27 protein-coding genes, 2 pseudogenes and 2 riboswitches are annotated in these 26,501 nt (G+C 70.5%); of the genes and pseudogenes, 11 read left to right on the top strand and 18 right to left on the bottom strand.

All coding sequences use genetic code 11. From position 1 onward, the window contains the following. Positions 1 to 47 precede the first annotated feature (47 nt). From HC028_RS00290 to HC028_RS00275, 4 genes and pseudogenes are all read right to left on the bottom strand, one after another. A complete protein-coding gene (locus tag HC028_RS00290; RefSeq protein WP_168071683.1) occupies positions 48 to 635 on the bottom strand; it encodes a TMEM165/GDT1 family protein in 588 nt (195 codons plus the stop codon). 353 nt (positions 636 to 988) lie between these two features. Then, positions 989 to 1,555: a TetR/AcrR family transcriptional regulator gene (locus HC028_RS00285; RefSeq protein ID WP_168071682.1), complete on the bottom strand. Its 567-nt coding sequence runs from the start codon at positions 1,553 to 1,555 to the stop codon at positions 989 to 991. Between the two features lie 122 nt (positions 1,556 to 1,677). Further along, entirely contained in the window at positions 1,678 to 2,346 is a 669-nt protein-coding gene (locus HC028_RS00280) for an HAD family hydrolase (RefSeq protein WP_168071681.1), read from the bottom strand. Between the two features lie 68 nt (positions 2,347 to 2,414). Continuing rightward, positions 2,415 to 3,125 (bottom strand): annotated as a pseudogene (locus HC028_RS00275) (CDP-alcohol phosphatidyltransferase family protein); the annotation flags it as partial. 94 nt (positions 3,126 to 3,219) lie between these two features. On the opposite strand from HC028_RS00275, the gene HC028_RS00270 reads away from it, so the two are divergent. From HC028_RS00270 to HC028_RS00240, 7 genes are all read left to right on the top strand, one after another. After that, on the top strand, positions 3,220 to 4,200 hold the full coding sequence (locus HC028_RS00270; protein ID WP_168071679.1) for a zinc-dependent alcohol dehydrogenase: 981 nt from the start codon (positions 3,220 to 3,222) through the stop codon (positions 4,198 to 4,200). Between the two features lie 5 nt (positions 4,201 to 4,205). Then, positions 4,206 to 4,604, top strand: coding sequence for a 6-pyruvoyl trahydropterin synthase family protein (locus HC028_RS00265; protein ID WP_168071678.1), 399 nt, complete (start codon positions 4,206 to 4,208; stop codon positions 4,602 to 4,604). Further along, positions 4,601 to 5,635, top strand: coding sequence for a glycosyltransferase family 4 protein (locus tag HC028_RS00260; protein ID WP_168071677.1), 1,035 nt, complete (start codon positions 4,601 to 4,603; stop codon positions 5,633 to 5,635). Before HC028_RS00265 ends, HC028_RS00260 begins: the two co-directional genes overlap by 4 nt. Further along, on the top strand, positions 5,632 to 6,441 hold the full coding sequence (locus tag HC028_RS00255; RefSeq protein ID WP_168071676.1) for a class I SAM-dependent methyltransferase: 810 nt from the start codon (positions 5,632 to 5,634) through the stop codon (positions 6,439 to 6,441). The genes HC028_RS00260 and HC028_RS00255 overlap by 4 nt, the downstream gene beginning before the upstream one ends. A gap of 65 nt (positions 6,442 to 6,506) precedes the next feature. After that, on the top strand, positions 6,507 to 7,502 hold the full coding sequence (locus tag HC028_RS00250) for a lysylphosphatidylglycerol synthase transmembrane domain-containing protein (protein WP_168071675.1): 996 nt from the start codon (positions 6,507 to 6,509) through the stop codon (positions 7,500 to 7,502). Between the two features lie 12 nt (positions 7,503 to 7,514). Beyond that, positions 7,515 to 8,177, top strand: a complete 663-nt coding sequence (locus HC028_RS00245) for a GTP cyclohydrolase II (RefSeq protein ID WP_168071674.1) — start codon at positions 7,515 to 7,517, stop codon at positions 8,175 to 8,177. Continuing rightward, the gene (locus HC028_RS00240) at positions 8,131 to 9,804 is read left to right on the top strand and encodes an alkaline phosphatase family protein (protein WP_168071673.1); all 1,674 of its coding nucleotides are present in this window, start codon (positions 8,131 to 8,133) and stop codon (positions 9,802 to 9,804) included. Before HC028_RS00245 ends, HC028_RS00240 begins: the two co-directional genes overlap by 47 nt. A gap of 114 nt (positions 9,805 to 9,918) precedes the next feature. Here the strand turns inward: HC028_RS00240 and HC028_RS00235 are convergent, their stop codons facing one another. The 4 genes from HC028_RS00235 to HC028_RS28315 all read right to left on the bottom strand — a co-directional run bounded on the left by HC028_RS00235 (position 9,919) and on the right by HC028_RS28315 (position 12,053). Continuing rightward, the gene (locus HC028_RS00235; RefSeq protein WP_168071672.1) at positions 9,919 to 10,713 is read right to left on the bottom strand and encodes a TerC family protein; all 795 of its coding nucleotides are present in this window, start codon (positions 10,711 to 10,713) and stop codon (positions 9,919 to 9,921) included. A gap of 65 nt (positions 10,714 to 10,778) precedes the next feature. After that, positions 10,779 to 11,093 (bottom strand): cupin domain-containing protein, encoded by a 315-nt coding sequence (locus HC028_RS27220; protein ID WP_168071671.1) that lies wholly within the window; start codon positions 11,091 to 11,093, stop codon positions 10,779 to 10,781. Positions 11,094 to 11,193: 100 nt separating this feature from the next. Next, the gene (locus tag HC028_RS28035) at positions 11,194 to 11,322 is read right to left on the bottom strand and encodes a hypothetical protein (protein WP_275408230.1); all 129 of its coding nucleotides are present in this window, start codon (positions 11,320 to 11,322) and stop codon (positions 11,194 to 11,196) included. Further along, positions 11,307 to 12,053 (bottom strand): SDH family Clp fold serine proteinase, encoded by a 747-nt coding sequence (locus tag HC028_RS28315; protein ID WP_205860902.1) that lies wholly within the window; start codon positions 12,051 to 12,053, stop codon positions 11,307 to 11,309. The genes HC028_RS28035 and HC028_RS28315 overlap by 16 nt, the downstream gene beginning before the upstream one ends. A 135-nt stretch (positions 12,054 to 12,188) precedes the next feature. Here HC028_RS28315 and HC028_RS00220 point away from each other — a divergent pair. The 3 genes and pseudogenes from HC028_RS00220 to HC028_RS00210 form a co-directional block, all read left to right on the top strand. Continuing rightward, positions 12,189 to 12,434: pseudogene (locus HC028_RS00220) on the top strand (S-4TM family putative pore-forming effector); the annotation flags it as partial. Positions 12,435 to 12,592: 158 nt separating this feature from the next. Next, positions 12,593 to 12,961, top strand: a complete 369-nt coding sequence (locus tag HC028_RS00215; RefSeq protein ID WP_168071670.1) for a hypothetical protein — start codon at positions 12,593 to 12,595, stop codon at positions 12,959 to 12,961. A gap of 510 nt (positions 12,962 to 13,471) precedes the next feature. Next, a riboswitch (cyclic di-AMP (ydaO/yuaA leader) is annotated at positions 13,472 to 13,614 on the top strand. Between the two features lie 467 nt (positions 13,615 to 14,081). Then, a complete protein-coding gene (locus HC028_RS00210) occupies positions 14,082 to 14,876 on the top strand; it encodes a C39 family peptidase (RefSeq protein WP_239075386.1) in 795 nt (264 codons plus the stop codon). 49 nt (positions 14,877 to 14,925) lie between these two features. Here HC028_RS00210 and HC028_RS00205 read toward each other — a convergent pair whose 3' ends face one another. From HC028_RS00205 to HC028_RS00175, 7 genes are all read right to left on the bottom strand, one after another. Further along, positions 14,926 to 15,951: a coiled-coil domain-containing protein gene (locus HC028_RS00205; RefSeq protein ID WP_168071669.1), complete on the bottom strand. Its 1,026-nt coding sequence runs from the start codon at positions 15,949 to 15,951 to the stop codon at positions 14,926 to 14,928. A gap of 8 nt (positions 15,952 to 15,959) precedes the next feature. Continuing rightward, positions 15,960 to 16,090, bottom strand: a riboswitch (cyclic di-AMP (ydaO/yuaA leader). 163 nt (positions 16,091 to 16,253) lie between these two features. Continuing rightward, positions 16,254 to 17,258: a C40 family peptidase gene (locus HC028_RS00200; RefSeq protein ID WP_239075387.1), complete on the bottom strand. Its 1,005-nt coding sequence runs from the start codon at positions 17,256 to 17,258 to the stop codon at positions 16,254 to 16,256. A gap of 518 nt (positions 17,259 to 17,776) precedes the next feature. Beyond that, positions 17,777 to 18,283 carry a helix-turn-helix domain-containing protein gene (locus HC028_RS27210; RefSeq protein ID WP_239075388.1) on the bottom strand — a complete coding sequence of 169 codons (507 nt, stop codon included), beginning with the start codon at positions 18,281 to 18,283 and terminating at the stop codon, positions 17,777 to 17,779. A gap of 60 nt (positions 18,284 to 18,343) precedes the next feature. After that, a complete protein-coding gene (locus tag HC028_RS00190; RefSeq protein WP_168071668.1) occupies positions 18,344 to 18,760 on the bottom strand; it encodes a DUF1636 family protein in 417 nt (138 codons plus the stop codon). A 67-nt stretch (positions 18,761 to 18,827) separates the two neighbouring features. Continuing rightward, complete coding sequence (locus tag HC028_RS00185; RefSeq protein ID WP_168071667.1) at positions 18,828 to 20,132, bottom strand: metal-dependent hydrolase family protein; 1,305 nt, start codon at positions 20,130 to 20,132, stop codon at positions 18,828 to 18,830. A gap of 35 nt (positions 20,133 to 20,167) precedes the next feature. Continuing rightward, positions 20,168 to 20,929, bottom strand: coding sequence for an alpha/beta fold hydrolase (locus HC028_RS00180; protein WP_203981219.1), 762 nt, complete (start codon positions 20,927 to 20,929; stop codon positions 20,168 to 20,170). A 25-nt stretch (positions 20,930 to 20,954) separates the two neighbouring features. Continuing rightward, the gene (locus HC028_RS00175) at positions 20,955 to 21,839 is read right to left on the bottom strand and encodes a fumarylacetoacetate hydrolase family protein (RefSeq protein ID WP_203981220.1); all 885 of its coding nucleotides are present in this window, start codon (positions 21,837 to 21,839) and stop codon (positions 20,955 to 20,957) included. A 158-nt stretch (positions 21,840 to 21,997) separates the two neighbouring features. On the opposite strand from HC028_RS00175, the gene HC028_RS00170 reads away from it, so the two are divergent. Further along, positions 21,998 to 22,660, top strand: a complete 663-nt coding sequence (locus HC028_RS00170) for a FadR/GntR family transcriptional regulator (RefSeq protein WP_168071666.1) — start codon at positions 21,998 to 22,000, stop codon at positions 22,658 to 22,660. Positions 22,661 to 22,686: 26 nt separating this feature from the next. On the opposite strand, the gene HC028_RS00165 is transcribed toward HC028_RS00170, so the two are convergent. From HC028_RS00165 to HC028_RS00155, 3 genes are all read right to left on the bottom strand, one after another. Continuing rightward, the gene (locus HC028_RS00165; protein ID WP_168071665.1) at positions 22,687 to 23,049 is read right to left on the bottom strand and encodes a hypothetical protein; all 363 of its coding nucleotides are present in this window, start codon (positions 23,047 to 23,049) and stop codon (positions 22,687 to 22,689) included. Then, positions 23,046 to 25,508 carry an ATP-binding protein gene (locus tag HC028_RS00160; protein ID WP_168071664.1) on the bottom strand — a complete coding sequence of 821 codons (2,463 nt, stop codon included), beginning with the start codon at positions 25,506 to 25,508 and terminating at the stop codon, positions 23,046 to 23,048. Before HC028_RS00160 ends, HC028_RS00165 begins: the two co-directional genes overlap by 4 nt. A gap of 149 nt (positions 25,509 to 25,657) precedes the next feature. Beyond that, positions 25,658 to 26,497 carry an N-formylglutamate amidohydrolase gene (locus HC028_RS00155; RefSeq protein WP_168071663.1) on the bottom strand — a complete coding sequence of 280 codons (840 nt, stop codon included), beginning with the start codon at positions 26,495 to 26,497 and terminating at the stop codon, positions 25,658 to 25,660. Positions 26,498 to 26,501: the final 4 nt, after the last annotated feature.

The raw sequence follows: 26,501 nt of genomic DNA, 5'->3' as shown, positions 1-26,501 counted from the left end.
CGCTGGTTCCAGCGACACCCACCGCTGTCGACGGCGATCGGCCGCTGTCAGGTGAGCTGGCCGATTGCGTCTACGAGGAGCCACACCCCGAAGATGGCGAACAGCGCCGCCGCGCCGTACTTGATCGCCTTCTCCGGCAGGCGCTTGCCGAGCGCCCGCCCGACCAGGATCGCGAGCGCGTCGGCGGCGACCATGCCGACGGTCGAGCCCAGCCACGTTCCGAACCAGCCGTGCTGGGTTGCCAGGGTGATGGTCGCCAGCATGGTCTTGTCGCCCAGCTCCGCGAGGAAGAACGCCACGCTCACCGCGACGACCGCGCCTCGGGTGGTGCGTTCGGCCTTCGACTTTTCCTCGTCCGTGAGGGAATCGCCGCGCAGCGTCCACGCGCCGAAGGCGAGGAACGACAGGCCGGCGATCAGTGCGATCCAGCCGGTGGGCAGCGTCGCGCCGAGCCCGTAGCCGATCCCGACGGAAACAGCGTGTACCACCGCTGTGGCGATGGTGATGCCGATGAGCACCGGCAAGGGCTTGAACCTGGTGGCGAACGTCATGGCCATCAGCTGAGACTTGTCACCGAGTTCAGCGACGAAGATGACAGCGAAACTAACCGCCAGGGCGGTGAGGAACCCGCTCATGTAATCCTTCCCGGTCGTGCCGGGTCGGATTCCGTGTCGACGAAACCTCGGCCCGGCTTTGCATAGCCATAAGCCGAAGGTCTCGCCCGCCCCATCGATGAGGCCGTCGGGCCGGACGCGTACGAACGCGTCAGTATGTCGACCACGACGTTGGGGGCTACTCCCCTTCGTGATCTAGAAATCTACCAGTCGCGCGGCGCCCGCCCGTTCGATCGTGATCGACAACACCCCAGGCAAGCGGGCAATGTGCGAGGTGGACCAGGGCCCTGGCCGGGAAATCGGGCGCGCTGGCGCTCCAGGCGCATCGTGGCCTGCCGTCCGGGCCGGGTAGCGACGTGCTCGGGTGGGATGCCTCAGGGGAGGAGAAAGCTCAGCCAGTCGCACAACTGCTGCACCTCTCGCTGGACGAGCTCCTCGTCGCGAAAGGCGTTCGACAGCGTGGCGATGCCCTGGCTGAAGGCGAGTACGTGCATCGCCAGCGCGTCGGCCCGGTCCGCGTGTCCGAGCAACGCGAACTGATCGCGCAACCACTCCCGGTAAAGCGTGAACAGGCTGGTGGCCGCGGCCCGGGAGGGGTGGTCGAGCTTTGCCAGCTCGGCCGTCAGGGTGCCGACAGGGCATCCGTAGTTCTGGATGTCGACCTGGTTGGCCACCACGATGTGGATGAACTTCTTGATGCGCCCGGCGGGGTCGGCGTCCTCGGTTTCCCATTGGTCCAGCAGCTGCCGGGTGGCGGCGAGGCGGGCCTCGATCACCGCGCCCAGGATGTGGTCTTTGGACTTGAAGTGGTGGTAGAAGTTCCCGCGCGAGATCTGAACCGCATCCGCGATGACGGCGAATGACGTGTGCTCGTATCCGTGCCGGTAGAACAACTGGTCCGCCGCGTCGATGATCCTGGCTCGGGTCGCCGCTCCGTTCACCGCGCTCGTCTCCTCGGTCGATCGGACCCGACGGCACGTGGCCGCCTGTAGGGCGAATGTCCTATGTGACACATTAGGGCGACCGTCCTAAGGTGTCAAGATCCAGACTGAGGCGTACCGGCTCAAACCAGCGACAGGACGTGCCCGAGCCCTCGCGGGCCGCTCTGCGCGGGTGGCGGCAGCAGGAGCACGTGCATGCCGGTGGTCACCGCGCCGGAGTCGGTCAGCGGGTTGTCGCCGACCATGAGGGTCCGCTCCGGATCGACCTGTAGCTGGTCGCAGGCGGTGAGGAAGGGCTTCGCGGCGGGCTTGCAGACGCCGTACTGGAACGACATCACGACGGTGTCCAGGAACGGCGACAGTCCCAGCAGATCCATCGCCGGGCGCAGGTCGAAGCCGGTGTCGCTGACGACGCCGATCCGCAGCCCCCGCTCGTGCAGGGCGCTCAGGGTCGGAACGGTGTCCGGGAAGGCTTCCCAGGACCCGGCGTCGACGGTGAGCTCGTACAACTCGTCGCTCAGTCCGGCAGCGAGCCGTTCGCAGCCGGCCGCGCCGTACAGCGCGGTCCACACCTCCCGGTGCCGGGCGTTCGACAGGTCACGGCCTTTGGCCAGTTCATCGGCCGTACTGCTGCGGTCGAGCACCCGCCGCCACACCTGCGCGACCTCCTCCGGGTCGAGCGGGTCGACCCCGAGGTTGGCCGCCGCCCGGTGCAGCAACGTCTCCCCGTTGCCGGAGAGCCGGATCAGGGTGTCACCCGCGTCGAACAGCACGGCCTCGAATTGACTCACGTCCGTGCCTCCTTCGCGCTGATCATCATCTCGGGGTCGCTCCGCGTCAATGGCGAGCAGGACGAGTGGGGCATCAACAGCGGCTGGGCGGACTGATGGTGATGCCACAGCCACCGGACGTCGTGGCCGAAGGACTCGACGAGCAGGGCCAGCGCTGCCGCCAGGGCGGCGACGGTCAAGGGCCGGGGCAGTACGCCGGCGGTGGCGATGACGAGGACGACGCCCTGGGCAGCCGCGACGACCTTCCGCCAGTAGCGCGGCGGTAACGCTGCGCGCATCCAGGGCAGCAGCCAGCCCGCCACCACGAAGGCGTACCGCATCGCGCCGATCACGAGTACCCACAGCCCGGCCGAGGGCGCGAGGTGGATGCTGAGCACCAGGATGAGGAACGCGTCGACCTCCATGTCGAAGCGCGCGCCGAGTGCGGAGACGGTGCCCGTACGCCGCGCCACCCAGCCGTCGACCGCGTCGAGCACGAGCGCCACGCTTGCGAGTACGACCATCGTCGCCACCGGTGCCGGCCGGCCGAAGGAGTCAACCGTCAGCGCCGCGACGCCGCCGACGAGCGTGGCCCGGGTCAGCGTCACCCGGTCGGCCGGCCCGAGGACGCGGGCGCCCGACCGGGACAGGCCCCGGGACAGCGCGGCGCAGACGACCAGCCCGTACCCGACGCCCGTCAGCCATCCCGCGGCGCTCAGGCCGGTGGGCAGGGCCAGGGCTGCCAGCAGGACAACCTGGACACTCAGTCCGATTACCGGACCGGTTCGAACCGCGGGCACCGGACCTCCGTGACTAGGGGGGGTGCAACTTGATCGAGTACACGCAAGAATCGACCATCCGGTTCACCGAGGGAAGAAGGTGAGGAGGTCGCCGATGAGGCGCGAGGCGTACGCCTTCTGGATCGGCTCGCCCGGCGCGGGCGAGATCCGGGCGGTGACGCTGCCCGCCCCCGGCCCCGACGAGGTCGGAGTCCGCACCGTGCACTCCGGCATCAGCCGGGGCACCGAGACCCTGGTCTTCGCCGGCGGGGTGCCCGCGAGCCAGTACGCCGTGATGCGCGCGCCGTTCCAGGAGGGCGACTTCCCCTGGCCGGTGAAGTACGGCTACCTCAACGTGGGCGTGGTCGAGGCCGGCCCGCCGGAGTTGCTCGGCCGTACCGTCTTCTGCCTGTACCCGCACCAGACCGCGTACGTCGTCCCGGCCAGCGCCGTGATCGCGGTACCCGACGGCGTCCCGCCCGCCCGGGCCGTCCTCGCAGGCACGGTGGAAACGGCGGTGAACGCGCTGTGGGACGCCGCGCCGCTCGTCGGCGACCGGATCACGGTGGTCGGCGCCGGCATGGTCGGCTGCTGTGTCGCGGCCGTCGCCGCGCGGTTTCCCGGGGTACATGTCCAGCTCGTCGACGCCGACCCGGCCCGGGCCGGCGTCGCCGCCGCGCTCGGGGTGGAGTTCGCGCTGCCGGCCGATGCTCACGAAGGCCGGGACCTCGTCGTACACGCGAGCGCAACCTCGGCCGGGCTCCAGCGCTCGCTCGAACTGCTCGCGCCGGAAGGCACGGTCATCGAACTGAGCTGGTACGGCGACCGCGCCGTCAGCCTGTCGCTGGGCGGCGAGTTCCACTCCGGACGGCTGACCATCCGCAGCAGCCAGGTCGGTACCGTCTCGCCGGCCCGGCGGGGGAGTCGTACGTTCGCCGACCGCCTGGCCCTCGCCCTGGAACTACTGAAAGATCCGGCGTTCGACGCGCTGATCACGAATGAGCTCCGCTTCGACCAGCTACCCGACGTTTTCGCGCGACTGGCCACGGGCGACCTGCCCGGGCTGTGCCATCTGATCACTTACGACGGAGATTGATCGACGTGTTCAGCGTGACCGTACGCGATCACATGATGATCGCCCACAGCTTCCGCGGCGAGGTCTTCGGACCCGCGCAGCGGCTCCACGGCGCGACGTACGTGGTCGACGCGGCGTTCCGGCGCGCCGAACTCGACGCCGACAACCTCGTCGTCGACATCGGCCTAGCGAGCCAGCAGCTGAACGACGTCCTCGGCCAGTTCACCTACCGCAACCTCGACGACGAGGCCGAGTTCGCCGGCGTGAACACGTCGACCGAGGCGCTCGCGAAGGTGATCGCAGACCGCCTCGCCGAGCGGGTACACGCCGGCGCGCTGGGCGAAGGCGCCCGGGGACTGGCCGGGATCGCCGTCACGCTGCACGAATCCCATATCGCCTGGGCGAGCTACGAACGGTCGCTATGACCGAAGTCCACGTCGTCCTGCCGAACGACATCGACGATCCGGCGACGCCGAGCGGCGGCAACGCGTACGACCGCCAGGTCTGCCGGGGGCTCGCCGCGGCCGGCTGGCGGTTACGCGAGCACGCCGTGCCCGGCGCCTGGCCACGGCCGTCCGCCGCGGAGTGCACAAACCTGGCCCGCGTCCTCGACCGGCTGCCGGACGGCGCGGTCGTCCTGCTCGACGGACTGGTCGCGTCGGCGGTGCCGGACGTACTGGTACCCGAGGCGCGCCGGCTGCGCCTGGTCGTGCTGGTGCACCTGCCGACCGAGGACGCTGCCGAGGGTGCGGCCTTGGCGGCGGCGCGCGCGGTCATCGCCACCAGCGCCTGGACCCGTCGCCGGCTGCTCGACCGCTATCGGCTGCCCGCGGACCGGGTGCACGTCGCCACGCCCGGGGTGGATGCCGCGCCGCTCGTACCCGGGTCGGACGCCGGCTCGCGGCTGCTCTGCGTCGCGGCCGTCACGCCGCCCAAGGGGCACGACGTGCTGGCCGACGCCCTCGCGAAGGTCGCCGACCTCACCTGGGACTGCGGGTGCGTCGGGGCGCTGAACCGCGATCCCGGCTTCGTCGAGCGGCTGCGCGGCCGGCTCGACGGCTACGACCTGGCCGGCCGCGTCCGCCTGGTCGGCCCGCGTACCGGCCACGCGCTCGACGCCGCGTACGCCGCCGCCGACCTGCTGGTACTGGCGTCGCGCGGCGAGACGTACGGGATGGTGGTCACCGAGGCCCTCGCCCGGGGGATCCCCGTACTGGCGACGGCCGCGAACGGGCTGCCCGAAGCCCTGGGTCGCGCGCCGGACGGCAGCCTGCCGGGCCTCCTCGTCCAGCCCGAGGACCCCGCCGCGGTGGCCGACGCGCTCCGCCGGTGGCTCACCGAGCCGGAGCTGCGGCGGCGGCTGCGACGCTCCGCCCGCGCCCGCCGCGCCACGCTGGCCGGTTGGGCGGTCACGTCCGGGCGGATCGCCGGAACCCTGCGGGAGGCGGCGGCATGACCCGCGCCTTCGTCGACTGGCTCGCGCTGCGGGAGGCCGCCGACGCCGCGGCCCGCGCGCCCGAGCTCGTCGAGCCGGTCCGCCGGCACCTGGCGGGCAGCCCGCGTCCGGTCATCCACGACCTCGGTAGTGGTACCGGATCGATGACCCGTTGGGTGGCCCCGCGGTTGCCCGGCCCCCAGCACTGGGTCCTGTACGACCGCGACGCCGACCTGCTGGCGCGCGCCACCGCCGAGCCGATCGCCGCCGCCGACGGCGCCCCCGTCACCGTCGAGACGCGGCAGCGCGACATCACCCGGCTGACCCCGGCCGACCTCGACGGCGCCGCCCTGATCACCGCTTCCGCGCTGCTGGACATGCTGACCGCCGACGAGGTCGAGCGGGTCGTGGCGGCGTGTGCCGGTGCCGGATGCCCGGCGTTGCTGACCCTCTCGGTGATCGGCCAGGTGGAGCTCACGCCGCCCGATCCGCTGGACGCGGCGGTCGCCGACGCGTTCAACGCGCACCAGCGCCGCACGACCGGCGGCCGGACGCTGCTCGGTCCGGACGCCGCCGACGCGTGCGTCGGCGCGTTCCGCGAGCGTGGGGTCGGCGTCGTGGTCCGGTCCACTCCGTGGCGGCTCGGCCCGGACCAGGCCGACCTGGCGGCCGAGTGGTTCGACGGCTGGCTGGGCGCGGCGTGCGAGCAGCGGCCCGAGCTGACCGGCAGGACGAAAAATTACGCGGCACGCCGGCGGACCGAGATCGCCGCGGGCCGGCTCGGCGTCGTGGTCGGCCACCACGACCTCCTGGCGGGCTGCCCATGAACCCGGCTGTACGCGAACCGGCTGTGCGTGAACCCGTTACCACGGCAGTGCGTGCTGGCAAGGAGATGCTCTTCGAAGGAGGCTCCTTGCGCAGCGAGTCGACACTGACGCTCCAGGCCCCGTCCCGGACACAGCCGGGGAAGCGGTCGTTCTGGTCCTGGGCCCGGCCGCTCGGCGGGGCGGCCATCCTCGGTTTTCTGCTGTGGCGGCTGGGCGCCGGTCCGTTCCTGCGGGGGCTGCGCGTGATCGACGCCGGCGTGCTCGCGGCGGCGCTCGGCATCGGCGTACTGACCACGTTCTGCTGCGCCTGGCGGTGGAGCCTGGTCGCCCGTGGCCTCGGGGTGCGGTTGCCGCTGCGCACCGCCGCGGCCCATTGCTACCGGTCGGTGTTCCTCAACGCGACCCTTCCCGGCGGGGTGGTGGGCGACGTCCATCGAGCGGTGCGCCACGGCCGGGACGCCGGCGACGTCGGCCGCGGCATCCGGGCAGTGGTGTGGGAACGCTCCGCCGGTCAGGTCGTCCAGGCCGCGCTGGCGATCATCGTGCTGCTCGTCTGCCCGTCGCCGGTGCGGCCGTACCTGCCGGCCGCGATCGCGGCCGCGGTGGCCGCCGGTCTCGGTGCCGCACTCCTGGTGCGGGCACGCCCGCAACGCGCGAAGCGCCTGCCGCGGGCGCTGCGCACGCTGAAGACGGACATCCGCGACGGGCTGCTCGCGCGCCGAAACTGGCCGGGCATCGTGCTCGCCTCGGTCGTGGTCGTGGCGGGCCACCTGGCGACGTTCGTCATCGCCGCACGCGCCGCGGGATCGAGCGCGCCCCTGTCCCAGCTGGTGCCGCTGACGTTGCTGGCGCTGCTCGCCATGGGGCTGCCGCTGAACGTCGGCGGCTGGGGGCCGCGCGAAGGGGTGGCCGCGTGGGCGTTCGGCGCCGCCGGGCTGACCGTCGCACAGGGAGTCGCAGCCGCCGTGGTGTACGGGGCCCTGGTGCTCGTCTCGAGCCTGCCCGGTGCCTGCGTGCTGCTGGCACCGCAGATCAGCCGGCTGCGGCGGATGCCCGTCTGAAGGAGGAGATGAATGTACGAGACACTGCCGGTCGCAACGGTCCGGACGCAGGTGACGGTGCCGATCCGGTTCCCCGACGGATACGGCACGACCGCGCGCGTGTTCTCCTTCAACGGGCTGGTGGACGGGCGGGAGCATCTCGCCCTCGGCCTTGGCGACTGGGCGGGGCCGCCGGACCGGCGCGCGGCCGGCGGGCCAGCACCGCTGGTCCGCCCGCACAGCGAGTGCATGACCGGGGACGTGTTCGGCAGCCAGCGGTGCGACTGCGGCCCCCAACTGCGCGAAGCGGTCGAACGCATTGCGGGTGTCGGCGGCTTCCTGCTCTACCTGCGACAGGAGGGCCGAGGCATCGGCCTGTACGCCAAGCTCGACGCGTACGCGCTCCAGGACGCCGGTCTGGACACCTACGAGGCGAACCTCGCCCTCGGACATGGCGAGGACGAGCGCGACTACACCGCAGCCGCCCAGATGCTCGCCGCCCTCGGCGTGGAGCGCTGCGCGCTGCTGACCAACAACCCGGACAAGGTCGAACAGCTCAGCCGGCTCGGGGTGACGTTGACCGAGCGCGTGCCGACCGGCCTGTACGTGTCCCCGGCCAATGCCGGCTACCTGGAGGCGAAGGCCAACCGTGCCGCCCGAAAACCAGACGCCCCGTTCGCCTGCTCGCGACCGTGACCGGCTGATCCGGGTACGGGCAACCGCAGCCCGGGTGGCCACCGTCCTGGCCGGACTGCTCGTGTTCGTCGCGCTCGTCGCGCCGGACCAGCTCGGTCGGATCACGCCCGGTGCGTTCGTACGCATCCCGGGGGAGGCGCTCTTCGGCGCCGCGCTCCTGCTCGCCCTCCCGGCACGGGTACGGCGGCCGGCGACCGCCGTCGCCGGCGTGACCCTCGGCCTGCTGACCGTCCTGAAAATCATCTCCGTGGGCTTCTTCGCGGCGCTCGGCCGTCCGTTCGACCCGGTGCTCGACTGGGGCCTGCTCGACGACGCCGTCGGTACCCTCGCGCGGTCGACCGGCCGGTTCGGCGCCATCGCCGCCGCGGTGGCCGCCGTGCTTCTCGCCGTCGCCGTGCTCATTCTCCTGTCGCTGGCGGTGCGGCGCCTGACCCGCGTCGTGTTCCGGCGCCGGACCGCCGCCACCCGTACCCTCGCGGTGCTCGGCGTCGCCTGGGGCGTCTGCGCCCTCCTCGGCGTGCAGGTCGTGCCGGGGGTGCCGGTCGCCTCGCGGAGCGCGGCCGCCTTCGCCTACGACGGCGCGCGGCAGGCGCGCGTGAGCCTGCGGGACCCGCAGGTGTTCGCCGGGGAGATCGCCCGCGACGCCTTCCGGGACACCCCCGGCGACCAGCTGCTGACCGCGCTGCGCGGCAAGGACGTCATCGTCACGTTCGTCGAGAGCTACGGTCGCTCCGCCATCGGGGACCCGCGGCTCGCGGCGATCGTCGATCCGGTACTCGACGCCGGTACCCGCGAACTGAGCGCCGCCGGGTTCGCGTCCCGGAGCGCCTTCCTCACCTCGTCGACGTACGGCGGCGGCAGTTGGCTCGCCCACGCCACGCTCCAGTCCGGCCTGTGGACCCACACCCAGCAGCGCTACCAGCACTTCGTGTCGAGCGACCGGCTGACCCTCACCAGTGCCTTCCGGCGCGCGAACTGGCGGACGGTCGCCGTCATGCCGGGCACCGCGGGCGCCTGGCCCGAGGGTGCGCTGTACCGCTACGACCAGGTGTACGCCGCCCAGCACCTCGGGTACCACGGTCCGTCGTTCACGCTGGGCACGATGCCCGACCAGTACACGCTGTCGGCCTTCGAACGCCTCGAGCACGGGAAGCCGAACCGCGCCCCGCTGATGGCGGAGATCGAGCTGACGTCGAGCCACGCGCCCTGGGCGCCCGTTCCCCGTACCGTCGACTGGACCGACGTCGGGGACGGCGCCGTCTTCGGGCCCATGGTCAAAGAGGGCGACCAGCCGGACCGGGTGTGGCGCGACCCCGCCCGGATCCGCACCGCGTACGCGCGCTCCGTCGCGTACTCGTTGAGTTCGCTCATCTCGTACGTGCAGACCTACGGCAACGACAACCTCGTGCTCGTCTTCCTCGGTGACCATCAGCCCGCGGTCGTCACGGCCACGGACGCCAGCCGCGACGTGCCGGTCACGATCGTCGCCAGGGACCCGGCCGTCCTGGACCGGATCTCCGGATGGGGCTGGCAGGACGGCCTGAAGCCCGGTCCGCAGGCGCCGGTCTGGCGGATGGACGCGTTCCGGGACCGGTTCCTGACCGCCTTCGGCCCGCCGGCCAGGTGACGGCGGTCCACTGCCTGCTCGCCTGCGCGGGCGCGGCCGCGCTGCTGACCCGGTTGGCCGCGATGTCCGCGGCTCCGTTCCGGCCGGTGCCCGACCGCTCGAAGCCGTGGCGACCTAGCGGCTGTCGGCGTGCGCTGACGCCACCTGCTCACCCTGCTCGGCCTTGACGTAGGTGGGGTGCAGGTGGACCGGCTCCGCCTGGCGACGCTGCTGGCGCGCCCGCACCCGCAGGTTGAGGAACTCCACGAAGATGGAGAACGCGATCGGGCCGTACACGTAGCCCTTCGGGATGTGCTGGTCGAAGCCCTCGGCGATCAGGCTGCCGCCGATGAGCAGCAGGAAGGACAGCGCGAGCATCTTCACCGTCGGGTGCTGGTTGACGAAGCGGCTGACCGCGCCCGCCGAAAACAGCATGACGACCATCGCGACGACGACCGCCGCCACCATGACGATCAACTCGTCCACCATGCCCACCGCGGTGATCACCGAGTCGAGCGAGAACACCACGTCGAGCACCAGGATCTGCGCGATCACCGCGGCGAACGACGCCGTCTTGCTCGACGTGCCGTGGTCCGATCCCTCGAGGTGCTCGTGGATTTCGTACGTGGCCTTGCCGAGTAGGAACAGTCCGCCGAGAAGCAGGATCAGGTCCCGACCGGAGATCTCCAGCCCCAGGATCGTGAACAGGGGAGCGGTAAGTCCGATCACCCAGGACAGCGAGGCGAGCAGGAGCAGCCTCGTCACCAGGGCCAGCGCGAGGCCGACGGTGCGGGCCCGGGCCTGCTGATGCTCCGGCAGTCGGCCGGACAAGATCGAGATGAACACGACGTTGTCGATGCCCAGCACGATCTCCAACAGCAGCAGGGTCGCGAACGCGACCCACAGCTCGGGGCTGGCAAGCAGCTCCATGTCACCCCTCGTTCGTGGTCTACCGGGCCGATCCGCCCGTCAATGATCTATCATGAACCATACTGTCAAATGTCCTTGTTTTTGCCTGATTGGGCATTTTCGCCGACGAGCTCGACCTCGACGAAGGCGAACGGGGCGGCGCCGGCGTTGTACACGTCATGCTCGGCCCCCGCGGCGCGGAAGTAGCTCTCGCCCGCGACGATGTCGTGATAGGTCACGTCGTCGCCCACCCGCACGCCCATCCGGCCCGACACAACCGGTACGACGACATAGGGAACCTCGTGCCGATGTATGCCGGTGTGCTGTCCGACATCGAACGTCCAGCGGGTCACCCTGACCCCGCCCTCGTGGATCTGCACCTCTGAACGCGCCGGTTCCACCCTGTCTCCGTTTCGTTGAATCCTGGTAGCCCGTCCAGGCTTTCACGAAGATCAGGTGGTTCGGGCACGAGTCCACGAAAGGGCGGAGGTGGGACGGCGGTCAGGAGGACGGGGACGGCTTCATGACGTGGGATGCCCGCCGCCCCTCGTACGCCGCGATCGAGCCGCGCGGAAAGCACCCGAGGGCGAAGTACCGCGTCCACAGCGCCCAGATCAGGTGCCACTCCACCGAGAGCGGCTGTACGTCGGCGACGGGTAGCCCGAGTTCTTTCGCGCGGTCCGGCGATACGACCGCGGCGTGGGAGTCGGCGCCATCGCACTGCGAGCCTGCTGGACCATCAACATGTTGACGTCCGCCAACAGGGCCGCGAAGAGCGGGTACGTGTCCGGTGCCCGCTTGAGTCGCTCCTCGGCTTCGTCCACGGCCCGCACGATGTCCTTGGCGCCGGCCAGGCTCTGTTTGTTGAGCAGGAACTGAGGGTCGATCGGCCCCAGATCGCCGGCCGGTCCCATGACGATGTGGTCGGCGCCGAGACAGATCAGCGTCGCGGCGCTCTTGGCCATGTCCGGCACGATGACGGTCAGTTCGGTGCACCGCGCGTGCAGCGACCTGACCATGCGGACGGCGGTTTCGCCGTCGCCACCGGGCGAGGCGAGGATCATGTGTAGCGGGGCGGAGCCGTCGAGGTCGTACAGGAGTTCATCGAGGTAGGTCACGCCTTCCTCGAAGATCTGATCGATCATCACGATCAGCCGGGCGCCGGTGTAATCCTCGTACTCCGCGATGATTTCCTGGCGCTCGTAGCGATCCGAGTTGCGTGCCGCGAAGAGGGGCGTCGGGACGCTCAGCCGCTTCGACGCACGACTCCCAGCGCCCGTCGAAACGTGATCTCCTTGCCTGCCCGCTGCCGGCGTGCCAACACCCGCGCTGCCTGTGCCCGCCTCACCCTGGCCCGCCACGGCTCCTGGTCGCCCGTGCCCGGGCGTTGTTCCGGCACTCCCATTACGATCATTGGCTACGCCCTCCAGCGCATCCTCGCTGTTTGAGTGTGGGCCATTCGCTAACGATCCCACGACGAGCTCACCGCGCGGCAACGCGCGAGCGGCGCCGAGCGCAGCCGCCTGGAGAGTCTGGTGACTGGCCGACTCACGGCGGAATCGCTGGCGCCGCCGGATGGCGTCGACCAGAACGCAGCTCGATACGCCATCCGAGAGATCCAGGACGGGATCTTTCTGGTGCGGCTCAGCGCCACCCGTGTGCCGTATCTGCTGTACGCGCTGTTCCGGCGACGCGATGAAGGCGACTTCGACCGGGCCACCCCGTCGGACATGTTCGGATAGTCAAAGTAGTGTCCAACTAGGACTGTCTGGCTCCGGAAACCGGTGCGGGCGCGGACGTCGACGGCGACCCGGTCGGGCTGCCGGCCGGGGCGGTTGAGGGCGTACCGGTAACGGGTGTCTGTGCCGACTGTGCCGACGGTGCCGGCGTCGGCGATGTCGTGGCCGACTTCTCCGAGGGCGCCGGCGTCGCGGGTGGCCGCGGTGAGGTCGGGTTCGGCGCTGGTGGGGCTGGCGGCGCTGGTGTGGCCGACGGTGTCTTCGGTGCGACGGGTTTCGGTGCCGGGGCAGGGGACGGTGCCGGTCTGGCCGGTGCTGCGGGCGGAGCGGGAGTCGTTGCCGCAACGGTGAAGCCGGTCAATGTGCCGGGCACAGCTGGCGCTGCTGCCGGCGCCACCGGGGTCGTGGCGGGCGCCGTCGGTGGTATCGCTGCCGTCGGCACGCCCGTCACGGTCGCTTCCATGGAGGGTGGCGCGGCGGTGGCGGAGTCGAGCGGCGGGGCGGTGGGTGAAGGCGTGGCGCGGTTGTAGTCCCGCGATCCCTTTGCGTCGGAACCTGCCCCGCGCGCCGAGTTGTCGGTCGGCATCAGGCTGTTGGTTGTGGTGGTCCCGGGAGAAGCGACACTCCAGGAGATGCCACCGATGGCTGCGAGAGCGACGCCGGCCGCGAGCGCGGCGGCGCGTGGGTTGATCGCCGACCGCCTGGCCTGGTCGCCAGGTCCGGACCGCCGAACATGGCGGGGGAGATACCGTCCGAAGTCTTGCTTACTGCCCTTGCTGCGTGGCACTCGGCGAGCTTAGGCCATGTTGTATCTGGTGTTGGTTTCGGTGTGACGTGTCCTGCGCCGCAAAGAGTCCGTCGGGAAGCAACGCGACCGCATGGAAGTCGTTGTGGATTAAGGGTTTCTTAGGTGCGGGTGAAAGCTGCCTTGGAACCGTGGATGAGTGTGTCTCGTAACAGGATCGGGCTCTTGGCAGGGTCGGTGACGATCAGTAGTGTCAACGCGTCTGGTCCGGATGCTCGTCACAGCGGGTGGCGCCGGAGCAGGCCCGCCGAGTCGTGCTCAACGAGCCGGGGACCCACCGCAAGTCAGGGGTGAATCCGCGGGCCGATGGCCTGTGGTAGGGCGACCTTTCGCGCCCGAATCCGTCAGCTAACCCGGTAGGCGGAAGCGTAAGGAGATCCGCCTGTGCCTGTCCTTCTCAAGTCCCAACCTCACCGATTCCTCCGCCGTGCCGGGGCTGCGCTCTCGGTCGCTCAGATCCACGCCAGTCCCTGACCACTGGAGTGTCAGGCCGAGTCGTTTCTGTGACACGAGGACGGTTACGCCGGGCATGACGCTCGGCCACCTTCGCTGAGCGTCGCTCTCGCCACCTGTGGTCGTGTGTACGCGCATGCCGGTTCCGGTCATGCGCGGTGACGCGGTGGTTCGTTCGCCGAGGTAACCGCTTCGCGGCGCCCGATTCCGAGCCTGGCCGCTTCGGATGTACGCCCTGCTGGCACGCGCCAGCTGACGCTGGTCGCGGTAATCGCCGTGCCCGCTTGTCGATCGCGTGCATCCGCCTCATCCCGCCTGCTCTACCCGCATTCCCGGGCCATCACTCGCTCTACCAGCCAGTGGTGGTTCCGGTACGGCCTTGGAGAATCTCAGTGAGTCCTATACACGCACGTAAGCACTTCCGGCACGCGGTGGACTATCGCCCGCCTCGAGCGGCGGTCGTTCCGAGCGGTCTGCTCGTCATCGCCGCGGTGGCCGGCATCGCGTTCAGTCAGATGAATGGCTCCGAGCCGGCGCGCGCGGCTGGGGCCGTAGCCGCGGCCAGCGCCGCGCCCACCACCGCCCACGGCGGCCAGACCGCGCAGGCGCGGGCGCCGGAGCGCGGCGCGGCCCCGGCGGCGCCGGGCAAGCCCGCGCAGCAGGCGGCCCCGGTACCGTCGGAGAAGGTGCTCGACTTCCAGTACCAGCGGCAGCCCAACTACTACTACTGCGGGCCGGCGGCGACCCGGATCGCTCTCTCGACCTCCGGCCACATCCTCAGCCAGGATGACATCGCCGGGAAGCTGAACACTGACACCGGTGGGACCGACTCCGCCCACGACGTGACCCGCGGACTCAACAGCGTCCTCGGCGGAAACGTCTACCAGACCAGGGAGATCCCGTCCTACCCCGCTACGCCGGCGCAGATGGACCAGCTTCAGGCCGACGTCCTGAAATCCATCAACAGCGGGCGCGCCATCGTCGCCAACATCGCCGGCCACCTGAACGACACCGGCGGGGCCTTCCACTCGTACGAGGGCGGCCACTACCTGACGATCGTCGGGTACAAGGACGACGGCCGGACCGTGAAGATCGCCGACCCGGCACTCCCCAACGGTGACGGGACGTACTGGGTGACCACCATCAACATGGCCAACTGGATTTCGCAGCGCGGCTACTCGTACTGATCGACCGGGAGCCCGGGCGCCGGCGCTGGAGTCGCCGGCGCCCGGGTGACTACTGCACCGAGAGGTGCACGTGGTTGGTGTGGTCGCTGGACGGGTCGCCGCCCCCGCCGTTGTAGGCCCGCCAACCGGTGCTGGGCATCCAGATCTGGCGGAACCAGATGACGTAGAGCACGCCGAGGTTCCTGGCGTTGGCCACGAAATAGGCGGCGAGCCGGTTGCCGTAGTCACGGTCTCCGCCGCTGGCCACCCCGCCGAAACCGCTCGTCGAGGCCGAGAAGTCACACGCCCGGCCCTTGGGGTGCTCGCCGCCGTCTTGCTGGGAGCGGTAGCAGGACGTGAACCGGGTGAAACCGGCGGCCCGGGCCTGCTGCAGCGCATGCAGAGCGCGCGGGGTCAGGCAGCCCGAGGTCGTGGGGTCGTCCCGGTTGCACGACTCCGGCGCGAGACTGCCGTCGGCCCGGCGGGGGACCGCGGCTGCCGTACCCGCGCCGCCGCCGCTCACGCCGCTGCTCCTGCCGCCCACGATCCCGAGCGCCTTCTCCGCGGCCTTCTTCCGCCTGTCCATCTCGGCGAGCTGATCCTGCTGGACCTTCAGCTCGGCGTCGAGCGCGGCCTGCTGGCGGGCCAGCGCCGCTTTCGCCTGTTTGACCCGGCGGAGCGAGCCGTCGCTGACCCGGGCCTGGGCGTCGAGGGTCGCGGCGCGCTGGAACATTCCGGTAGGGGAGTCGCTGTCGAGCAGCGCGACCAGGCCCGACACCCGGCCGCCCTTGTACGCGTTGGCGGCGATCGTGCCCACCTGCTCGGTCAGGCGGGCCAGCTCGGCCTCGGAGGCACGGACCTGTTCGGCGAGCTGAACCTGGCGCGCCTTGGACGCCTCGAGGCGGGCGGCGGCGTCGTTGAACCCGCGCGACGCGGCGTCGAGCTGATCACGAAGTGAGGCGCTGCCACCTTCGGGACCGGGCGTGCCGGGCTCGGCGCGTACCGGGCCGGCCGGCACAACCGTCAGCACCGCGGTGACGGCGAGCAGCATCACGAGGGGCAGAATCGGTCGGGTTCGGACTGCGGGCAGCCTCACGTACACGTTCCTCCGCGCCGACCGCCGACCGGGTTAGCTGACGGGTTCGGGCCGGAACACGCCCTACCGCACCGCGCGGATTCACCCCGACTACCTGGGTCCCCGGCTCACCTTCACGGTGATTAGGCGGCGACCGCCGAGGCCGCCCGTTGGCGACCTAGTGACGACGATCGAACAGACCTTAACGGTGGCGACGCGCTCCGGCCAAGATCTACTAAGGCTCCAGTCGGACAGGAGAGCGAAGAACTTCGTCGCGTAATCACGTTGTTTCGGAGCGCGTCCGTTCGATGGCGGGATCTTCCTCAGGGCCGGCGGAAGCCGACGGGCCGCATGTACGGGCTGTCGATCCTGACCATGCGGACGACGTCGCCGCTCTGGGGGGCGTGCACCATCCATCCGTCGCCGACGTAGACGCCGTTGTGGTGCAGGTCCTTGAAGAAGAACACCAGGTCGCCGGGGCGCAGGTCGGCCTGGCTGACCGGCTTGGTGTCGCGCCACTGCGCCCGGGTCTGGTGCACAAGGCTCACCCCTGCGGCCTGCCACGCCGTCATGGTGAGTCCGGAGCAGTCGTAGCCGTTGGGGCCGGCGGCCGCCCAGATGTACGGCTTGCCGATCAGTTCGCAGGCCCGCTTGGCTGCCGCGCCGCCCGGCCCGGGTGTGTACTCGGCAGGGCAGGGCGCCGGCTTCAACCGCGTCGCGGTGGCGGCGGGGACGGGGGTCGCCGCCTGCTGGCGCAGCTTCTGCAGGTCGGCCAGCCGGCGTTCGATCTGCGTCTTCTTGGCTGCCAGGTCTGCGTCTTGGCGGCGTTGCGTGGCGACCAGGCCGTCGACGGCCTTCTTTTCGGCGGCGTACCTGTCGCGGGCGCCGGCCACCTCGCCGAGGCGGACCCGCTTATCGTGGGCGACGGCGTCGAGAATGGCCAGTTGCTCGGCGAGTTCGGTAGGTGAACCACCGGACAACAGGGCCTGGAACGTCGAGGCCGTGCCGCCCTTGTACGCCTGGACCGCGATGTCGTTGAGCCTGCCCATCGCCATGTCGACCTGTAGCTCCAGCGGCTTCAGTTGCGCGGCGAGGGCCGCGGACTTCGCCTGGCTGGCCTGCAATTCACTGTGGACCTCGTTGTACTGCTCGACGAGGGGTTCGAGCTCGTTCCACGCCGCGTCGATCTGCGCTTCGATCGTTGCCGGGTCGGGATCGGCGTAGGCGTGCGCTCCTGGCGTGAGGACCACGGCCAGGGCGGCGACGGCGGCCACCAGCGCCCGCAGGGCTGTGCGGCGGGGGCGCTCACGACGCGTGTGCGGTGCCACGGGCGGCCGCTCCTTCTCCCTCGCACCGCCTACCGGGTCGGCCAGCGCGTTCGGACGCTGGGTCCCCGGTTCGCTGGCTGCGATTCGGCGGCGACTGCCGCGGCCGCCCGCCGTGCGACCTGAAAACGGCTGTCGCCGTGAGGGTAGTAAGCGAGACCGCGAGTTTGCGGTATTTACACGGAATTTCACTGATAAAGGCGATTCGTGTCTTTTGTTAGGTCGGTGTAGGCCCGAGGTGGCGGCGGGCGCAGAAGGTCGCGAGGTCGCCGGCGCGGGACCGCACCCCGTCAACGGAATATCCTAGGAAGCTTTACGGGTGGTGGTCCGCCTCATGGCGCGACGCGGGGAAGGGCCGCCGACCAGCCTGTACCCCTACGCCGATGCCGGACAGCTGCGCTGACCTGCGGCAGGTCACCGCCTACGGCAGGCTGCCGTAGGCGGTGACCGACAGGAACCGGATGGGCAGTTCGATCAGGTCGACGGGGCCGTGCGGGCCCTCGCCGTCGAAGACGAGCGAGTCACCGGGGCGCATCTCTTAGCGGGCATGGCCGTGGCCGTACACCATGGCGCCTTCCAGCATGTGGATGAACTCGGTGCCGGCGTGCTGGAAGCGGGAAGACCTCGCTGGCGTCGGTCAGGGTGACCAGCAGTGGCTCGATCCGCTTATGCTCACCCCGCAGGGCGCCGAGCATCTGGTACAGGTGTCCGATGTTGCTTCCCCGCCGCACGATCCGCGCGCCGTGACCGGCCGGCGTGAACACCGCCTCCCGCTCGGCGTCCACGCCGCGGAAGAGGGCGGTCACGGGAACCTCGAGGGCGTCGGCGAGCTTGGCGAGGCTCGACAGGCTGCACGAGGTCTGGGCGTTCTCGATCTTGGAGAGCATCGCCTTCGACATGCCGGTCTGCCGGGCGAGCTCGGTCAAAGAAATCCCCTTGGCCTGCCGGAACTCGCGCACCCGCAGGGCGATGATGTGTTCCAGCGGACCGTCGGGGTGGTCCGATGCGGTCCCGTCTGCCTGTGGCACCCGATGAGAATAAGCGCCCAGCTGATCAAGAACGCCCGGCGGTGACACCGCATCCGGCCGCTACGGCGCGGTGAGCTTCCCGGGGTCCGCAAGGCGTCCTGGTAGTCGCTTGACGGTGACCGAGCTGAGGTGGCCGGCCAACTCGGTGGGGACGGCCCAGTCGGCGGGTAGCCCGCTCGGGCTGGCGTGGTGGGCCGCAGCGGCAGCCAGGATCGCCTCGGCGTACGACTCGGTGAGCCCGGTGAAGCGGATGCGGGCCTTGCCGGGGGCGTCGACGGCGACGACCCCGTCCTCGGGGCACCCGCCGAGGCACTGCACGTTGCGGATCGCCACCGGCGCGTCCGGTTCGCCCGCGGCGATCTCGGCGATCTCGGCGATGGCGGCGATGGCGGCGATGGCGGCGGTCAGCCGGCGGCCGAACTCGCCGCTGGCGCGGGCGTCGTAGCGGGGGCAGGTACGGCAGATCAGCAGGGTCACGGTCCGGCTCCCGGTAGGGGAGCGCCGGCGGCCCAGGGGGTCGGCCGCCGGCGCTTGCGTACGTCGGTCAGGCGCGCTGCTGTACCAGGCGCTCGGTAGCGGTGGCGGGCATGTTCGCCGGGTCCGGGGAGGGGGCGGTGTCGGTGCTGGGCTCCTTGTGGAACGTGCCGTCCTTCATGATGTAGTTCAGCCGGTCGTGGTCCTGCAGGATCGTGATGTCGGCGAGCGGGTCGCCGTCGACGAGCAGCAGGTCGGCGAGGTAGCCGGGCTGGACCTTGCCGAGCTCGTCGGGCTGCAGCATGATCTCGCCGCCCCACGCGGTGGCGGAGATGATCGCCTCCATCGGGGTGAACCCGAGCAGTTCGACGAAGTGCTGGAGGTCGCGGGCGTACGTGCCGTGCGGGGTCCACGCGAAGCCGTAGTCGCCGCCGGGCAGCACCCTGATGCCGCGCCGGTGCATCTCGCGCAGGCCCTCGATCGCCACCTCGAGTTCCTTCTTGTACCCGACGGCCTCGGCGGCCTCCTGCGGGAAGCCGAACGACTCGGCCTCGTAGAGCGTGGCGACGAGCCAGTTGAGCCCGGGGGCGACGAACACCCAGTCCTTGTTGGCCTCGAGCATGTCCATGCCCTCGGCGTCGGTGAAGCTGGCGTGGTAGATGATGTCGACCTTGTTGCGGACGCACATCTTCACGCTCTCCGCGCTGCGCGCGTGCGCGCAGACGCGCTTGCCGCGGCGGTGGGCCTCGGCGACGGCGGCCGCGGTCTCCTCGTCGGAGAAGTAGGTGTCCTCGGCGCGAAGCGTGCCGGTGATCTCCTCGCCCGTCATCGACAGCTTGATCTGGTCCACGCCGATCCCGACCAGTTCGCGGACCGCCTTGCGCATGCCCTCGGGGCCGTCGGCGAACTTCGTGATCGACGGGATCAGCGCCCCACCGGTCACGGCGATCTCCGGCCCGTTGGCCAGGTACCGCGGGCCGGGGAACCGCCCGGCGTTGATCGCGTCCCGGCAGACGACGTCGAGCCGCTCCTTCGCTGACGCCGCACCCAGGCACATCGTGTACCCGGAGTCGATGTAGGTGCGGGCGGACTCGAGGCAGAAGAGCAGGTGCTCCTCGACGGGCATGGTGCCCAGGCCGTCGAGGTCGGCGGAGTTGTTCCAGGAGAAGTGCGTGTGCGCGTCGCACAGGCCGGACATCAGGGTGCGGCCGCGGCCTTCGATGACCCGCGCCCCCGCGGCGGCGTCGGGGTCGACGGTGCCGACGGAGGCGATGCGGTTGTTCTCGACGAGGACGTCACCGGGGTACGGATCGGCACCGGTGGAATCGAGGATGCTGACGTTGCGGAACAGGACCTTGCTGGTCGGGACGGGCATCGTGGGCTCTCCTCTGCAGGGGCGGTGCGGGGGAGTTACAGGAACTTGAGCAGCAGGTCCGTGACCGGGCCGGCGGCTTCGAGGGCGGTCCAGTGCCCGACGCCGGGCAGGACCTCGACGGTTGCCGAGCCATGGGCGTCGGCGATCTCCCGGCTCGCCTCCGGCGGACCGACCTTGTCGTCGCTACCAGTGATGAGCAGCAGCGGAAGTTCGGAGGCGATGGGGCCGGGATCGACGGCGTTGGCCAGCGCCTCGCAGTTGCGGGCGTAGCCCTCGGCGTCCTGGCGCATGACGAGTTCGCGGACGAACGCGGCGACCTCCGGCTTGTCGCGCCGGGTGGTCTCGGACAGCGCGTTGGCGACCACCCCGGGCGCGACGGCGGCGGTGCCCTTTTCCCGCAGGAGCGCGGCGCGGTCGCGCTGGGCCTGCCGGCCGGCCTCGGCGGGCTCGCGTACCGCACCCAGTAGGACCAGCCCGTCGACCTGGTCCGGGTAGCGGGTGGCGAGGTCGCGGACCACGAGCGTGCCCATGGAGTGCCCGACGACCGTGGCGCTGTCGACGCCCAGGGCGTCGAGGACGGCGGCCAGGTCGTCCGCGTGCCCGGAGATGCTGATGTCGTCGCCGAGTTCGGACCGGCCGGCGCCGGCGGAGTCGACCCGGATGACCTGGAACCGCTCGGCCAGGGCGTCGGCCTGCACCTGGTAGAAGTTCGACGTCCCGCCCAGGCCGTGCACCATCAGGACCGCGGGGCCCGCACCGGCGACCTCGACGGCGAGTTCCTTGCCGTTGATCTTCACAGCTCTCCTCGTACTCTCGTGGGTTTCAGGCGACCCGGCTGCGCTGCGCGCCCAGGCCGGTGATCGCGACCTCGACGACGTCGCCGCTGGTCAGGAACTTCGGTGGATCGAACCCGATGCCGACCCCGGCCGGCGTGCCGGTCGCGATGATGTCGCCGGGCAGCAGGGTGATCCCGGCCGACAGCGTGGCGATCAGGTCCGGGATGTCGAAGATCAGGTCCTTGACCGACGCCGACTGGCGGCGCTCCCCGTTGACGAAGCTCTCGACCACCAGTGCGGTGACGTCCGGGACCTCGTCGACGGTCACGGCGTACGGACCCATCGGGCAGTGCGTGTCGAGCGACTTGCCGAGCATCCACTGCTTGTGGGCGCGCTGCAGGTCGCGGGCCGTGACGTCGTTGACGATCGTGTACCCCCAGACGTGGTCGAACGCCTGCTCCCGGGTGATCCCGCGGCCACCACGGCCGATGATCACCGCGAGCTCCGCCTCGTAGTCCACTTCGGACGTGACGCCGTGGTGCGGGTCGATGTCGGCGTACGGGCCGGTGACCGCGGTCGTCGCCTTCGTGAACAGCACCGGGTGCTCCGGTACCGCCTCGGAGCGGTCGGGGGTGTCGTAGCCGCTGCGGCTGAACTCGACCACGTGCTCCCGGTAGTTCTTGCCGACGCAGAAGATGTCGCGCCGCGGAATCGGAATCGGCGCCAGCACTTCGGCCGGGTCAAGCGGCCGTGCCGGCAGGTCGCCGGTGCGCTCGGCCAGCAGTGGACCCAACTCGGCCCAGCCCTCGATCACCTCGAGCATTCCGGACCCGGCCGGCAGCAGGTCGCTCACGTCACGGACCGTGCCCGCCTCGGCGTCCACCACCCCGACACGCGGCCCCGATCCGGTGGACAGCGTCACCAGCTTCACAGCCTCACCAACTTCACGGCGCAACCAATCTGAACCAATCGTTACCAATGGGTTGCGGTCACGCTACGCCTGTGTTGAAGTGGCTGTCGAGGGGCAAACCTCGAAGGTGTCGATAGTTGGGATTGGTTTCAATTGGTTCGAGTCGGTACGCTGGCCCGGTGATATCGGTGGAGCAGTCGCTGCGGTCCCTGCTGGTCGAGGGCACCCGGAATGGCAGCCTCGGGCCAGGGTCCAAGCTGCCCACGGAGCGGGCCCTCGTCGAGCGGCTGTCCGCGCCGCGCAGCGCGGTCCGCCGCGCCCTCGAAGTCCTCGAGCGCGACGGGATGGTGGTCCGCCACGTCGGGCGCGGCACCTACCTCACCGACGCTGCGGTCGAAGCCGTCCGCGCCGCGCCGGCCGACACCAGCCCGGCGGAGATCATGCAGGTCCGGCTCGTCCTCGAACCACCGGTCGCCGCGCTCGCCGCCCGCGTCGCCACCCAGGCCGACCTCGACCGGATCACGCAGTGCCTGGAGCGCGGCGGTGCCAGCGACGAGTTCGAAGCCTTCGAGATGTGGGACGGCAGGCTCCACCGCGCCATCGCCGAAGCCGCCCACAACGGACTGCTCATGAACATGTTCGATGTCATGAACGCGTCCCGCCAGTTGCCCGTCTGGGGCAGCCTCAAGCGGCGTACCTCAAGCCCCGAACGGCGCCGCTGCTACCACGCCGAGCACACCGCCGTCGTGGAGGCGCTGCGCGACCGCGATCCGGAGGGCGCGCAGGTTGCCATGCGCCGCCATCTGGAGAACGTCGCCGACAACCTGCTCGGGCGGCACTGACCGGGGTCGTTGCGCGGGGTCGTTGGTCATCGGGGCGGCTGGTCCAGCAACGCCAGCAACGCCGTGACCTCGCGGTGCCACCCATGCAGTTCCGCCACGGTCGGCGGCAGTTCGTAGGTGTGGTGATGGACCGCTCGGCACAGTCCGTACCAGGCCGAGCGGGCGAGCGCGGTCACCTCGTCACCGGCCACCGCCGACAGGGCGAGTAGCTGGTGGCGCATCGGGCACCTCGCGGCGGTCGGCTCGACGCGCTTCCAGTACCCGTCAAGGGCTTGTTCCAGGGCGACCCGGGTGAGCGAGGCGCATGCCCGTTGCCAGCAGCGCCGCATCGTGGGCGAGGGTGTTGTCAGCAGGACGGCGGCCGCGTCGAGCAGCTGCTGCGGTGTCATGACCGGGCCAGCCTCTCGTTGACCCGCCGCGCGTCGTCGACCAGGGAGGTGAGTGGGGCACCCTGGTGGTCGCCGTGCGCGCCGCCGTTGACGGCTGCGACCACACGTCGCGCATCTGAGTGCAGACGCTGCAGCGCTCCCGGCAGTTCGCCAACCCTTCCAGCGTCATTCAGAAGCGCCAACGCGAGAAGCGGCCTTAGTCCGTTCGCGTCGCTGATCGCGGTCTCGGTGTCCATGATTGGCCTGCCCGCGCGGAAGTCGCGCCGGCGGATCGCCTCCTGACAGGTGTACTCCAGGGCGTCGCGGATGAGGTTGCAGACGACCGTGCTGCGGATCTTGTCGGCCATCGTGCCGTCCCTGGCGATCGCCCAGGCGTCGTCGAGGTAACGCGCGGCGGGATCGCCCTTGCCGTCGTGGTCGACGGTCACCTGCGAGCGCGCCAACCGGCTGACCGTCAGGACGCGGGCCTTCAACTGCAGATGCCGGACCGCTGCCGGCAGCCGGTCATCGTGGGTGAAGACGACGACCTGCCGGTCCCTGGCCACCTGGTCGAGCACCTTGGCCAGACCGTAGACCTTGACCGGGTCCATCGACTGGACCGGGTCATCGATGATCAGGAACCGGAACGGGCTCTCCCGTATGGTGGCGCGGGGCAGGAACAGCGCCAGCGCGAGGGAGTGCAGCTCGCCCTGGCTCATCACGGACAAAGCTGCCCCCGGCGTGCCGTCGACCGTCACGTCGAGATCGACCCGACGCGAGGTTCCCGTGCCGGCCAGCCGGATCGCGCCGAGGTCGACATTGCTCTCCTGCCGCAGCGTGTTCCAGATCGTTGTCGCGTCCCTGGCTACCGGCGCCAGCTTGTCGTTGCGGATCTGCTGGCCGATACCCTGCACCCAGGTGATCGCCTTTCTCAACGCCGTGTAGTTCTCGGCCGCACGCTGGCTCTTCCGGGCGGTCGCCACCCACGCGCGAAGCTGGTCGACGAGCGGACGCCACGCCTGCCGCTGGCGTTCCAGCACCGCGCGGGCTGCTGCCTGGAGAGGCTGGACGGCGGCGACGACCGCGTCGAAGGTTTCCAACGCCTCGTCGGCGATCCGGCGTGGATCATCCGACCCGAGCAGTTCGTCCCAGCGCTGCCACGCGGCCCGGGCCGCGCCGGTGTCGAGACCCACGCCGGTGAGATCGGCGCCGATCGCCCTCGGAATGACCGGAAGGAAGTCGCGCAGCGCCCGTCGCGACTCCCGCTGCGACCGGTGGGCTCCCTCGATGCGCTCGGCGCGCTGGGTGAGCCGCCGCAGTTCGGTACGAGCCTGCTCGGCCCAGGCGGTGTCGAGGGTCCGGCCACCGCAGACCGGGCACGGCTGGTCGGGATGTGCCTCGTGGTTGCTGATGGCCTCACCCAGCAGTCGCGCCAACGCTCGGGCCTCCTCGGCGGGAGTTCCGGCCAGCTCTGCCAGGTCTCGTAGCGCCGCGTTGAGGCGGTCGACGATCTCCGCTGCCTGATTGCGCTCGGGTAGCTCCAGCACGTCGAGCTGGCGTAACGGGGCGGTGGCGGTGGTGTCGGCGTGCTCGTCGGTGTCGGCCAGTAGCTCAAGCCGGTCGAGGTCCGCGTCCTTCCCGGCGAGGGACTCTTCCGCCTGCCGGGCCCGCGGATCAGGGTGAGCGGCCAGCGCGCTGCGCAGCGCAGGCAACTGGGCGGTGGCCTGCGGGCGGAGGCCATCCATGGCCTTGCGCGCCGTCTTCAGCATGTTCTCGACTTCGACGAGTCGGCCGAGGCCGAGGATGCGCTGCAGCGAGTCGTACATCTCGCTGGGCCTGCCACCGATCAGCCCACCGAGCTCCGCGTACGACAGGAAGGGCCGGTACAGCTCCAGCGGCCGGTCCCAACCGAGGTCGGCGACCGACTGGCGCGGTTGACCGGTTACCTGCAGGAAGCTCGTACGGTCGGCGAGCCCGCCGTCGCGAGTCCAGTGGCACTCCACGGCTGCGCCGTTGCGGTGCCCGTCGACACCCAGCCGGACCCGGATGTACGGCTCCTCGCTGGCGTGCAGGTTGCGCCAGCCGTCCTGCCAGACGGACGCCCGCCCCGCCCAGCGCTTGTTGTCACCGGTCAGCGCCAACTCGGCAGCTTCGGCGAAGCTGGACTTCCCGGAGCCGTTGCGGCCGGTCACGATCGTCAGGCCAGGGCCGGGGGTGAGGTCGAGCCGGCTCCCCTGGCCGATGCCGCGAAACCCGCACACCTCGATGCTCGACAGGTACGTGCCGATCGGCTCGGCGGCTCCAACGTTTTCGGGGGAGGCTGCTGGCCGGGCTGTCGTGGCGCCACCGAGGGCGGCATCGAGGTCTGACTGGCCGAGGAGCGCCGCGAAGACGAGATCGACGGAGGACTCAGGCAGGTTCGCGGTGTCCAGGTGCTGGAGGATGAGCTGGTCGACGGTTGATGTCTCGGGAACGGTCATTGCTTCCTCGCGGAGACTCGTTGAGACGGTTTGGAGTTCGACTAGCAGCAGGTCGGGCCGGCCCAGAGGTCGCGGTGCCCAGCGGGGCTGGATCGTCGCCTCTGGATATACAAAGCGAACGGACAGCGGGTGCGACAGTCGGGAAGTTGTCAGTTGGCCTTCGACGGCCGGTTGCCAGCGGTCGCGGCCGAGACCACGTCGACCAGGCGGGTGAGCGCTTCGACGATGCGGTCGATGCCGGCGGTCAGCGCCCCGCCCGGCTCCGTCATGTAGGTGTCGCGGCGGATCTCGACCATGAGCGCGGTCACCGCCCGCTGCTTCCCGTAGTGCTTCAGTGGGACGTAGCAGCCGGAGAACGGCGTGTTGACGGCGATGCTCCCGCACGAGGAGAAGGCGTACTCGGCGGCGGCGAGCAGGTACGGCGGGGTGTGTGTCTCGTCGGCGCCCAGGCAGACGGCGGGCCGCTCCCCGTCGGCGTGCAGTTCGTACGGCAGCGGCATCGCAGGGTAGGAGTGCACGTCGATGATGACGGCGCGGCCGGTAGCGGCCAGGCGATCGTCGACGAGGTCCGTCATGGCGGCCGCGTACGGCTCGTAGTGCGTCGCCAGGAGGTCCTTCTCGTGGGCCGGGTCGTCGTTGCGAAGTTTTCCCCGGTGCGAGGTCCGGGTGTACACCGCGCCCATGCCCACTTCGAGCATCTCCTCGCGCTCGTCCGGGAACCGCTCGGGGTCGACGACCAGGCGGGAGGACAGGTTCGTGAACGTCCACGGGGTGCGGGCGGCACCCGAGGCTGCCCGGTCGGCGATGCGGCTGGTGTGGGCGTCGGTCATATGGTCCAGCTCAGCCGTCAGCGCCGCGTCGTCGAGCAGGATGTGCGGTCGGGCGGCCGGAGTGATGTGCCGGGAGCTGTGCGGGACGTGCAGGATGACGGAGGAGTCCGCTGCCCCCGGGTTGACGCGGTAGACGGCGTCGGCACCGTACGTGGACACGCTC

Origin of the sequence: Planosporangium flavigriseum, assembly GCF_011947225.1 — a bacterium.
GTDB classification, from domain to species: domain Bacteria; phylum Actinomycetota; class Actinomycetes; order Mycobacteriales; family Micromonosporaceae; genus Planosporangium; species Planosporangium flavigriseum.
The sequence above is the reverse complement of the archived record's forward strand: the minus strand, read 5'-3'. Positions and strand labels throughout refer to the sequence as shown.